The sequence below is a fragment of the Collinsella sp. AM20-15AC genome, assembly GCF_003471405.1.
In the GTDB taxonomy this organism is placed as follows: domain Bacteria; phylum Actinomycetota; class Coriobacteriia; order Coriobacteriales; family Coriobacteriaceae; genus Collinsella.
This window is the reverse complement of sequence record NZ_QRJA01000021.1, coordinates 1-11345: the sequence shown is the minus strand read 5'-3', so window position 1 is coordinate 11345 and position 11345 is coordinate 1. Positions and strand designations below refer to the sequence as shown.

General features: G+C 62.4%; 8 protein-coding genes. 6 read left to right on the top strand and 2 right to left on the bottom strand.

Going from position 1 to position 11345, the window contains the following annotated elements; all coding sequences use genetic code 11:
- Nucleotides 1–773: 773 nt before the first annotated feature.
- Both DW233_RS07630 and DW233_RS07625 read right to left on the bottom strand, forming a co-directional pair.
- Nucleotides 774–1403: a response regulator transcription factor gene (locus tag DW233_RS07630; RefSeq protein ID WP_117803505.1), complete on the bottom strand. Its 630-nt coding sequence runs from the start codon at nucleotides 1401–1403 to the stop codon at nucleotides 774–776.
- Nucleotides 1400–2545: a sensor histidine kinase gene (locus DW233_RS07625; RefSeq protein ID WP_147357144.1), complete on the bottom strand. Its 1146-nt coding sequence runs from the start codon at nucleotides 2543–2545 to the stop codon at nucleotides 1400–1402. Before DW233_RS07625 ends, DW233_RS07630 begins: the two co-directional genes overlap by 4 nt.
- Nucleotides 2546–2741: 196 nt before the next feature.
- Here DW233_RS07625 and DW233_RS07620 point away from each other — a divergent pair, with 196 nt between their 5' ends.
- From DW233_RS07620 to DW233_RS07595, 6 genes are all read left to right on the top strand, one after another.
- On the top strand, nucleotides 2742–3680 hold the full coding sequence (locus tag DW233_RS07620) for an ABC transporter ATP-binding protein (RefSeq protein ID WP_055251488.1): 939 nt from the start codon (nucleotides 2742–2744) through the stop codon (nucleotides 3678–3680).
- Between the two features lie 9 nt (nucleotides 3681–3689).
- A complete protein-coding gene (locus DW233_RS07615) occupies nucleotides 3690–4877 on the top strand; it encodes an ABC transporter permease (protein ID WP_118267588.1) in 1188 nt (395 codons plus the stop codon).
- The gene (locus DW233_RS07610; protein ID WP_118267586.1) at nucleotides 4864–6069 is read left to right on the top strand and encodes an ABC transporter permease; all 1206 of its coding nucleotides are present in this window, start codon (nucleotides 4864–4866) and stop codon (nucleotides 6067–6069) included. Before DW233_RS07615 ends, DW233_RS07610 begins: the two co-directional genes overlap by 14 nt.
- Nucleotides 6070–6293: 224 nt before the next feature.
- A complete protein-coding gene (locus DW233_RS07605; RefSeq protein WP_118267584.1) occupies nucleotides 6294–7004 on the top strand; it encodes an ABC transporter ATP-binding protein in 711 nt (236 codons plus the stop codon).
- A gap of 11 nt (nucleotides 7005–7015) precedes the next feature.
- A complete protein-coding gene (locus tag DW233_RS07600; RefSeq protein WP_118267582.1) occupies nucleotides 7016–9682 on the top strand; it encodes an ABC transporter permease in 2667 nt (888 codons plus the stop codon).
- 201 nt (nucleotides 9683–9883) lie between these two features.
- Entirely contained in the window at nucleotides 9884–11089 is a 1206-nt protein-coding gene (locus tag DW233_RS07595; RefSeq protein WP_117758583.1) for a DUF362 domain-containing protein, read from the top strand.
- Nucleotides 11090–11345 lie beyond the last annotated feature (256 nt).

The following is an 11345-nucleotide window of genomic DNA, read 5'->3' as shown; positions in this document are numbered from 1 at the left end:
CCGGCGGGGCAAAAATGCCCCGCCGGCCCCGCGCGTGAGCGCGCGGTTGTGCCGCTGCGAACAAAACTATGCCGGATTACTACGATAAATCGCCTGCCCCCAACCACGCCGCATTTGGCAAAATCAAAACCGCAGGTAGACGGCTTGCAGTTTTGCGAAAAAGTCACGCGTGGTCGGGGATCTCATTTTTATCGTAGTAAACCGGCATGGTTTTGAAATGTCACCATATCCGTAACAGCCCTTGATCTCCCGTGGACGGAGGAAAACGGATCATTTTGGCCCTGCGAGGGCCGCCACGTGACCCCGCCGCCACGAAACCGGCCCATCTACTATGTTTAGGCGGCAGCCCTCGACCACGGCAAGTAATGTGAAATGAAAACCGCAGGTAGAACGCCTGCGATTTTTCATGAAACGCGGCTATGGTCAGGGGTATCGGGTCAAACGTAGTAGATGGGCCCATTTCGTGGCGGGCGCCGTCAGCCGATCTCCGCGGGCGGAAGAAAGCAGATCATTTTGGTCTCGCAAGGCTTGCGGAGGCACTCGCGCAGGGCCGCCCGAACAAAACTATGCCGGTTTACTACGATGAACTCGACATTCCCGACCATGACTGCATTTTTCTAAATATCGCAAGCGTTCTACCTGCGGTTTTGGAAGCGTGCAATTTGCCGTGGTCGAAGGTAGGTGATTCATCGTAGTAAACCGGCATAGTTTTGAAATGGCATTAAATCGATAGCAGCCATTTTGCTATGCCGGGGTGGTCGGTTGTTGGGCAATTACCCTCGCAGGTAGGCGATGGCGATCTGCGTGCGGTTGCGTAGGCCCATTTTGGCAAGGATCGAGCTGATGTGGTTGCGTACGGTGCCTTCGCCCATGTAAGCGGCGGCGGCAATCTCCTTGTTATCGAGGCCGCGGGCGATGAGCTCGGCGACTTCGAACTCACGGTCGGTCAGGCTGGCAAAGGCGGCGGGTCGGCGAGGCGTGCTGGCATCGGCGCCTGTCCCGTCAAAATCGATGTCCTCGATCGCCTTGCCCTCGAGCACGCGTTTGCCGTCCATGACCTGCGCCAGTGCCGGTGGAATGGCGGCGACATCGGTTTTGATCAGGTAGCCGCGGGCGCCCAGTTTGAGCGCCGACACAATGTACTCGTCATCCGAGAATGTTGTCAGAAACACCACGCGCGCCGCAGGGTCGCGCTCGAGGATCTCGCGTGCCGCCGAAAGGCCGTCGCGCCCCGGCATCTGGATGTCGAGTAGCGCGATATCGGGCGCGTGCTCGGCGTAGAGCGCGACCGCGTCGTCGCCATTGGCGCCGGTACCCACCACCTCGATCTGCGGCTGTGCGCCCAGGATAATCTTGAGCGAATCGACCACCAAACGGTCGTCGTCGACAACTATGAGCCTCATCGGGCCTCATCTCCTTGCTGTTTGGGAACGGTGGCAAACACACGCCAGCCGCCGGCGCCGGCGCGCGGGCCGGCGGTGAAGGTACCGCCAAGCGCCTCGACGCGCTCGCGCATGGAGCCGAGCCCCATGCCCTCGGCGATGCCGCGACCGCCCGTCTGGGTCCCGCCCGTGCCATCGTCGGTAACGATGAGCTGGTAAAACGATGGATGCTCCAAGCATCGCACAACAACGTTTTGCGCGCGGGCGTGGCGTATGGTGTTGGAGAGCGCCTCGCGCAGGACCGCCGCAAAGCAGTTGGTGATGTTGGCGGGCGCATGCTCGGCCAAAACCTCAAGCTCAATCTGCGGGCCGCCATCTGAGCACGCGCCTTCCACGATGCACTCGAGCTGTACGGAGAGGTCGGCGGCAGTGTCATTGAGCGCGTGGACGCTGGCGCGCACAAGTTGGAGCGCCTCGTCAACGGTGTGCTTGACGTCGGCGAAATCGGCGGCAACCCTGGGCTCGTCGGCGTGCACGACGCGCAGGGCCTCGGTCTGCAGCGAGGCACGTGTAAGTTGGTGGCCAACGCTATCGTGGATCTCGCGCGCGATGCGGGCGCGTTCGGCGAGTGTCGCGAGCTCGACTTCGTAGTCCTGGCGGTCGGCAAGATCGCGGTTGCGCGCTTCGAGCGCGAGGGCTCGTTCCTGCAGCTCGTCGCGGATGCGGCGCATGCGCTGCTGCTCGCGCTCCAACTGGGCGGTACGCAGTGACAGTAGGGTGGCGGCGACTGAAAGGATGACGGTCAGCAGGAGCGTTCGAGCGGCAAGCGCGTCGGCGCGAAGGTCCGCGACGAGTGCAAAGACAAAGGCGACGCCAATGCCCAGCGCGACCCAAACGCGTTCACGGCGCACGCGCCGCGCGATGTCATAGAGGGCGAGGGGCGCAAACGGCACAAACGGCGGCACGAAGACAGCCGCGATGATGTAAGCGTAGCTCGCGGCCTCGCTTGTGCGGCTCGTGCGTTCCTTCTGTGCGAGCTCGGCCAGCGAGGTGGCAATAACGCCAAGGCAAAACGCCGCGACCAGGCGAGCGTCCACAGCAAGGCCCGTGGCGGCCGCAATGCAGCACGCCAGCACGATCGATTTGTCGAAAAGCCTGTTCATACGGGTATTGTACGCGATGCCGCGCACGGGGGAGGCGCCACTCAAAGCAACCGTGACATTCCTCCCACGCGGCGGGGCGGTCGCGTCAGCAGGCTACGCGACCGCCCCGCACTCGTGACAAAGCTCACTGGTGCGCGCCGTCAGCTCCTGCGATGATGCAATCGTACCGGGCCGCAAGCAACAGAAGGGCCGCCTCATGACAGACATCGTCCACGTCGAAAACCTCGTTAAGCGCTACGACGACCTTATTGCGCTCGACCACTTTAACCTGAGTATCGCCCCCGGCGAGATCTTTGGCCTGCTGGGCCCCAACGGCTCGGGCAAGACCACGTCCATCAACTGCATCCTGCAGCTGCTCGCCTACGACAAAGGCACCATCGAGCTGTTCGGCGAGCGCATGACGCCCGCCCGCTACGACCTCAAGCGCCGCATCGGTGTGGTGCCGCAGCAGGTGGCGGTGTTCGACGAGCTCACCGTGCGCGAGAACATCGACTATTTCTGCAGTCTCTACGTCAACGACCGCAAGCGCCGCCGCGCGCTGGTGGACGAGGCGATCGACTTTGTCGGCCTGGGCGACTTTACCAAGTTCCGCCCCGGCAAGCTCTCGGGCGGCCTGGCGCGTCGTCTCAACATTGCCTGCGGCATCGCGCACAAGCCCGAGCTCATCTTTTTTGACGAACCCACGGTGGCGGTCGACCCGCAAAGCCGCAACGCCATCCTGGAGGGCATCTGCCGCCTGCGCGACGAGGGCGCCACGGTGGTGTATACCAGCCATTACATGGAGGAAGTCGAGCAGATCTGCAGCCGCATCATGATCATGGACGGTGGGCGCGTGCTGGCGCAGGGCACTAACGACGAGCTCAAGCGCATGATTCAGATGGGCGAGAAGATTGTAATCGAGGTCGGCGAGGTTCCGAGTGCGGCGCTCGGTGCCGTCGCAAGCCTGCCGCACGTTCTGGACCTTTCGGCAACGGCGGGACAACTCACGTTTTCGTGCGAAGCGAGCCCGCACAACCTGACGGACATTCTCGATGCGCTGCGCTCGCATGACGTGCCGCTCGGCCGCATCTATTCCGAACCGCCGACCCTCAACGACGTATTCCTCGAGATCACCGGCCGCGAGCTGCGCGACTAGGGGGCGGCCATGTTCAACACCATCATCACCACGGTCAAGACGCTGCTGCGCCGGCCGAGCACGTGGGTCTGGGGCGCTCTCTTTCCTATTGCGCTTTCCACGATGTTCATGTTTATGTTTGCGAACCTCAGCTCCGACGGCACGGTCGACCCGGTGCCGGTTGCCGTCGTGGCGGACGAGGCCTGGGATGCCTCGACCTTTAAGGATGTGGCAGCTTCGCTTGCCAAGGCAGGCGACGATCAGCTGCTCGATGTGAGCGAGTACGAAGACTTGGCTGTCGCGCGCAAAGCGCTCAAGGCCGGCGAGGTCGCGGGCATCTATACGGTTGATGCCGCGGGCACGCCCAGGCTCACGCTGCTGTCGAGTTACGACAGCTCGCGCGCCTCGTCGGTGCTCACCGACCGCAGCATCCTTGAAACGGTGGCAAGCTCGTATACGCAAAATGTCGAGCTCATGCGCCAGATTGCCCAGGACAACCCGGCGGCGCTCGCCGATCCGGCGACGGTTGCGCACGCCCTGTCGCTCGAGGGCGGAACCCGCCGCATGAGCCTGACTCGTGCCACGCCCGATGGCACGGTCATCTACTACTACGCGCTCTTTGGCCTGGTCGCGATGATGTCTGCCGAGTTTGCCGCCTTGAGCGTCGTTGATTTGCAGCCTAATCTGTCGGGCCTTGGCGCGCGCCGCTGCGTGGGTGGTCTTTCCAAGACGGCGTCGCTGGCCGGCATTTTTGTCGGCTCGTGGCTGGTTTCCTTTGCATCGATGGCGGTTGCGATCGGCTACGTGCGCCTGGTCGTGGGCGTCGACTTTGGCGGGCGCGAGGGGTTGTGCCTGCTGGGCGGGGCTGCATCCGCGCTTGCCGCCACGGGCCTGGGGCTTTTTGTGGGCACGCTTCCCGTTAAGGGCGGCAAGGCATCCAAGTCGGGCATCCTCACGGGCTTTGCCACCACGTGCGCCCTGTTCGCCGGCCTCTACGGCGAGCCGGCGATGGCGCTTGCCGACGACGTCGCCCGCGCTTGTCCGGTCGAGTGCTGGCTCAACCCCGTCAAGCTCATCTGCGACATGTTCAATCGCCTGTATTTCTTTGAGGACCTGGGGCCCTTCGCTGTTCGCGCCGGCGCGCTCGTCCTGATGGCCCTGGTGTTTGTCGCCGCCGCTACGCTGATCTTTGGAAGGAGCCGCTATGAGCACCTTTAAGACCGCGCTTCGCATGGCGCTGGCGCACCCGTTCTACCTGCTCATCTATACGGTGTTCATCTCGCTCATGGGCGTATTCATCGCGGCTTCGGTGAGCTGGAACTCGTCGCAGCTTACCGAGTACAAGCCCTACGACACCAACGTGATCGTGGTCGACCGCGACAATAGCGACCTTTCGCGGGCGCTTACCAAGCACCTGGGCTCACGCTTTGACCTGGTCACGGGCGTCGGCGACGACACATACGACCTTGCCGACGCGCTCTCCAAGAGCAACAGCGCCAAGGGCAGTGCCGATTGCGTGTTCTTTATCCCGGAGGGGTTTGAGGACGATCTTGTTGCAGCCGCCCGTGCGGGGGAGGCCCTGCCCAAGCTCGACGTGACCTATGGTTCCGGCACCATGGCGGCGACGCTTTCGTCCGCCGAGGCCTCGCGCTGGATCTCGCTCGCGGGCGCTGCGGCGGCGCTTGAACCCGCTGCCTCCAACGGTGACGTCGCAAGGGCCGCCGAGCACGCGGCCGCAAAGCGCGCGGAGGTCCAGATCGAGCAGGTCAAGGTCGACTCGACTGCTGCTACCACGCTCGAGTCGTACTTCAACTTTGGCGCGTACGCGATCATCTCGTCGGTCATCGTGTCGGTGGGACTGGTGTTTTCGGGCATGAACGAGCCCGAGCGCGTGCGCCGCATGGATGCCAGCCCGGTCTCTGAGCGCCAGCGTTCGCTCGCTGTGTTCGCGGCCGCCGCCGTGCTCACCGTCTGCATCTGGCTCGTGTCGAGCATGATGGGCGTCGTGGGCTTTGCCAGCGCGGTTGCCGAGGTCGGCGTGGGTCGCGTGTGCCTGGCGCTGGCGGCAACGTTTGCCCTGGCGTGCACGCCGCTGGCCGTTGGCTTTACGCTGTCGAGCCTGGGCGCGCGCGAGGAGCTGCTCAACGGTGTGGGCAACCTGCTCGGCATGCTCATGACGTTTTTGGGCGGCGCCTGGATGCCGCTGTCGCTCATGGGCTCGGCCGTGCAGACGGTGGCGCACTTTGTGCCGACGTATTGGGTGAACGACGCGATCGGCAAGGCGCTCGCCGCGGACCTGACGTCCACCGTGCTGGGCGACATCGTCTGTGACCTGGGCGTCACCGTGCTCTTCGCCGCCGCCATCGCCGCCGTAGGCCTAGCCCTCGCACACGCCAAATCCCACGCCTAGCCGTAACCCGTCACTTGGGGACGTTCCTTTCCTGCTGGCACTTGGGGACAGTCCCGGCACTCATTGGGGACAGACTTAAATGAGTGGTTTCAGTCATATAAGTCTGTCCCCAATGAGTGCCCAATGAGTGGTTTGAAAAAATCCGCGACCGTCGCCTACATTTAGTTCGCCTGGGTTTACTATTACCCTAGAAAAGTAGCGGAAGGCTAACAACGGGGGATAGCATGTCGACAAAGCAAGCCTACGTCCAGGTCAACGGGCTCAAGAAGCACTACGGCGACGGCGATGCGCGCCTGACGGTACTCGACGGCATCGACACGTCCATCAACCGCGGCGAGATCTGCGTCATGCTGGGGCCCTCGGGCTCGGGCAAGTCGACCTTTCTCAACCTCATTGGCGGCCTGGAGGATGCCGACGGCGGCTCCATCATGGTGGACGGCTGCGACCTCACGGTGCTCAACCCTACCGACCTGGGCGAGTACCGCCGTCGCGAGCTGGGCTTTGTCTTCCAGTTCTACAACCTGGTGCCCGACCTCACCATCAAGGAAAACATCGAGGTCACGGCGCACCTGTCCAAAAACCCGCTCAATATCGACGACCTGCTGCGTTCGCTGGGCCTCTACGAGCACCGCAACAAGTTCCCGCGCCAGGTCTCGGGCGGCCAACAGCAGCGTTGCGCCATCGGCCGCGCGCTCGTCAAAAACCCGGGCCTGCTGCTGTGCGACGAGCCCACGGGCGCGCTTGACTACAAGACGTCCAAGGAAATCTTGCAGCTCATGGAGGATGTCAACCGCACCTACGGCTGCACCATCATCATTGTCACCCACAATGCCGCCATCGCGCGCATGGCAAATCGCGTGCTGCGCCTGCGCGACGGGTGCATCGTCGAGGACGAGCTCAACGAGTCGCCCGTCGCGGCCGCCGAGCTCGATTGATAGGCGGCGTCATGACACCTCTCGCAAAACGTCTCCCGCGCGAGCTGCGCCGCAATATCGGCAAGTACCTGGGCATCTTTTTGCTTATGTGCGGGAGCATCGCCCTTACCTCGGGCTTTTTGCTCGCGGCGCATTCCATCGGCTGCCTTATCGACGACATGCGCGATGCGTACACGATTGAGGACGGCCGCGTGACCACCTCCTTCGAGGCTACCGACGACCAGCTCAAGGCAGCCGAGGATGCAGCCGACGACGTCGGCGGCGTCACGCTCTACAAGAATTTCTCCATCGACGCCATCATCAAAAAGACCGCCGGCGACGACGGCACCAAGCGCACGCTGCGCACCTATGCGCACCGCACCAAGGTCGATATCGCGTCCTACTGTGAGGGCAGGCAGCCCAAGACGGACGATGAGGTGGCTATCGACCGCGTTTTTGCCACCAACAACGACCTCGCCGTGGGCGATAAGGTTGAGCTTGAGGGCCGCACCTACACCATCTGCGGCATCATGACCCAGCCCGATAGCCAGGCGCTGTTCCTCGACAATTCGGACTTTACGGTGAACACCATCACGTACGGCGTGGCCGAGGTCACCGACGCCGGCTTTGCCGCGCTCGAGGATGCCGGTGGTGCACCTGCCTACACGTACTCTTTTACCTTTAACGATCGCGACCTCCCCACCGCGGATCGCATCGATGCGGAGCAGGATATGGTCGAGGCGCTGACCGATGCCGATGCGCGCGTGGACGATCTGATCGACGCCGATTCCAACCAGGGTATTGGCTACGCGCGCGACGACGTAGACGGCGACTCCATGATGTGGATGACGCTGCTCGACATTATCATCGTGATCATGGCGTTTGTCTTTGTGGTCCTTACCGACGCCACCATCGAGGAGGAGAGCGCCATCATCGGCACGCTGCTCGCCAGCGGCTATCGTCGACGCGAGATCGTGCTGCACTACCTGGCACTTCCCGCCATCGTGGGCGTGCTCGCGGCGCTTTTGGGCACCGCGCTCGGCGTCGCGTTCTTTACCGAGCCCATGCGCGGCCTCTATTACGGTTCGTACAGCCTGCCTCCCTTCCAGGTGTACTGGAGCTGGGAGATTTTTGTGAAGTGCGCCGTGGTTCCCGCTGCCGCGCTCATCCTCATCACGCTGGTGGGCCTGCTTCGCAAGATGGGCAAGACGCCGTTGCAGTTCCTTCGTCACGAGGCGAGCGGCAAATCGGGCACCAAGCGCGGCTTGCAGCTGCCGGAGCGCATGGGCTTTGTCTCGCGCTTCCGCCTTCGTATCTTCCTGCGCAACCTAGGCAACTTCGCCACGCTCTTCGTGGGCATTGCGTTTGCCTCGCTGCTGCTGCTCTTTGGCCTGGCGATTCTGCCCACGATGACGCATTACGCCGACAACCTGGAGACAAGCCTGGTCGCCGAGCACCAGTACACGCTCAAGGCTCCGCTGGAGCTCGAGGGCACTGCCGAGGAGCGCGAGCAGTGGTCGGCACTCGAGCGCTTGCAGTCGGTTGACGGCGCGCTGCTCTCCGCCGCCCAAGATGCCAGTGACGAGCTCGATGACGCGGCCGATGCGGCGCAGACGGCAACCGATGCCGCGGCCAGCTCTCCGTCTGCCGAGAGCCTGGCCGCGGCGCAGGACGCGCTCGCCGGGGTCCAGGACAAGAAGGACGCGCTCTACGCGCGCCTCGATGACCTTGCCGCTGCCCTCGGCTGCAACCGCGACGAGGCCATCGGCCTGATCGACAAGGCCTCTAAGATCGACACTGACAACGACGATATCCACCCGGTCAATTCGACCGACAACGGCGCGGGCGCAATCGCGCAGGCCGAGAAATATGCCGTCTACCAGCTGCAATACGACCGCGGCGATGGTAATGGCGAGGAGACGATTTCCGTCTACGGCATCTCGCCCGATTCGCGCTACTGGAAGGGCCTCAACATCGGCGACGGACACGTCGTCTTTGGCGGCGGCCTGCTCGACAAGTTTGGCTGGAGCGAGGGCCAGAAGGTCGAGCTTTGCGACAAGTACGAGGCTCGGGATTATTCCCTTGAGTACGCGGGCAAGGGCTGCTCCTGGGGCTCAAAGTCGGACATGAATATCTATATGAGCATCGATGACTTTAACGAGCTGTTCGACAACGATGCCGCCTACTTCAACGGCTATGTGAGCAACGAGAAGCTCGACCTCGACGCGCGCTACTTTGCCGGCGACACCACGCCCGACGACATGCGCGCCGTGGGCGACCAGTTTATCGGCATGATGAGCAAAATGATCGGCATGATGGTCGGGCTCGCGGTGTTTATCTTCCTGCTGTTTATGTACCTGCTGACCAAGGCGGTGATCGACCACAGCGCCCGTTCGATCAGCTACATGGAAGTCTTTGGCTATCGCGATAGCGAGATCTCGCATCTGTACATCCGCTCGATCACGCTGTGCGTGGCGGTGTCACTCGTGCTGAGCCTGCCCGTGATCATTGGCTCGCTGACCGCGATTTTCCGCTCGATGCTGCTCGCCTACAACGGCAATATCGAGATCTACGTGCCCGCTTGGTCCATGGCTGCATGCGTCGGCATCGGCTTTGCGACCTACCTGGTCGTGGCGCTGCTACACACGCGCTCCATCAAGCGCGTCAGCCTGGCCGAAGCCCTCAAGGTGCAGGAGTAGTCATCGGGGACGTTCTTAAACGACTAGTCGTTGGGGACAGTCTTTGCCGGATCGCCGGCTCGCTGGCCGGGCGGCAAGCACTCATTTAAGTCTGTCCCCAATGAGTGCCTAGCGACTCGGCGTTGCGCTTGACTTCAACCCCACTTCAACGGGTACCATCCTCTATGTCTGTAACGCCATATAGACCGAGGGGATATAACTATGACCGCAACTGCACCCGCAGCACCCGCTAAGGTGTACTTCACCAACCTGCGCACGCATGCTCGCGAGAGCCAGCTCGACAAGCTCAAGCGCCTCATTCGTCGCGCCGGTATCGAGCAGATCGACTTCGAGAATAAGTTCGTCGCCATCAAGATCCACTTTGGCGAGCTGGGCAACCTGAGCTTTTTGCGCCCCAACTACGCCCGCGCCGTCGCGGACGTGGTGAAGGAGCTGGGCGGCAAGCCCTTCCTCACCGACTGCAACACGCTCTATGTGGGCAGCCGCAAAAACGCGCTCGAGCACATCGACACCGCCTACCAGAACGGCTTTACCCCGTACGCCACAGGCTGCCAGATCATCATCGCCGACGGCCTCAAGGGTACCGACGAGGCGCTCGTCCCGGTCGAGGGCGGTGAGTATGTGCGCGAGGCAAAGATCGGTCAGGCGCTCATGGATGCCGATATCGTGATCAGCCTCACCCACTTTAAGGGCCATGAGCAGGCCGGTTTTGGCGGCGCCATGAAGAACCTGGGCATGGGAGGCGGCAGCCGTGCCGGCAAGATGGAGCAGCATGCCGCCGGCAAGCCGAACGTCGCGACTGAGCACTGCGTTGGCTGCCGTGCCTGCGAAAAGATCTGTGCGCACAACGCCATCTCGTTTGACGATACCCGCGAGCGCGAGCTTGCCAACGGCAACGCCCGCACGGTGCACGTGGCCGCCATCGACCACGATCGCTGCGTGGGCTGCGGACGCTGCATTGCGGCGTGCAACCAGGACTGCATCAAGCCCGACTATGATGCCGCGGCCGACGTACTCAACTACAAGATCGCTGAGTACACGAAGGCCATTGTTCAGGACCGTCCGAGCTTCCACATCTCGCTCGCCATGGACATCAGTCCCAACTGCGACTGCCACCCCGAAAACGACACGCCTATCGTTAACGATATCGGCATGTTCGCGAGCTTCGACCCGGTCGCTATCGATCAGGCCTGCGCCGATGCCGTCATGGCATCCGAGCCGCTGCCCAACACCGAACTCACCGATAGCGCGGCCAAGATGGAGCATAACCACGAGCATCTGGAGGGCGAGCAGGCCAAGGACCCCTTCTGCATCACGCATCCCGACACCGACTGGCGCGCGTGCATCGCGCATGCCGAAAAGATCGGCCTGGGCACGAGCAAGTATGAGCTCATCGAGGTCAAGTAGCACCTGTCTATTGGACATATCAAGCGCTTTTGTAGCGCAACGTTAGCAAAAGCCGCCCGTGAGCACAGCGCTTGCGGGCGGCTTTCCGGAAGTATGCGGCAAATTTCGAGACCGCCGAGCACACGACATTTTTTGGCAACAAAACCCCTGATAAATTGTTGGTAAAACTGCGGTCTGGTCGGCAGTTCCAGATTTTGCCGCATACTTTCGAAAAGGCTCTGTTAGACCAAGGTTGACACGATCGGCTGTTCGTCGA

Excerpts from the sequence above, each read along its gene's own strand:
- DW233_RS07630 (WP_117803505.1), bottom strand. The coding sequence starts at position 1,403 with ATGAGGCTCATAGTTGTCGACGACGACCGTTTGGTGGTCGATTCGCTC.
- DW233_RS07615 (WP_118267588.1), top strand. The coding sequence starts at position 3,690 with ATGTTCAACACCATCATCACCACGGTCAAGACGCTGCTGCGCCGGCCG.
- DW233_RS07620 (WP_055251488.1), top strand. The coding sequence starts at position 2,742 with ATGACAGACATCGTCCACGTCGAAAACCTCGTTAAGCGCTACGACGAC.
- DW233_RS07605 (WP_118267584.1), top strand. The coding sequence starts at position 6,294 with ATGTCGACAAAGCAAGCCTACGTCCAGGTCAACGGGCTCAAGAAGCAC.
- DW233_RS07625 (WP_147357144.1), bottom strand. The coding sequence starts at position 2,545 with ATGAACAGGCTTTTCGACAAATCGATCGTGCTGGCGTGCTGCATTGCG.
- DW233_RS07600 (WP_118267582.1), top strand. The coding sequence starts at position 7,016 with ATGACACCTCTCGCAAAACGTCTCCCGCGCGAGCTGCGCCGCAATATC.
- DW233_RS07610 (WP_118267586.1), top strand. The coding sequence starts at position 4,864 with ATGAGCACCTTTAAGACCGCGCTTCGCATGGCGCTGGCGCACCCGTTC.
- DW233_RS07595 (WP_117758583.1), top strand. The coding sequence starts at position 9,884 with ATGACCGCAACTGCACCCGCAGCACCCGCTAAGGTGTACTTCACCAAC.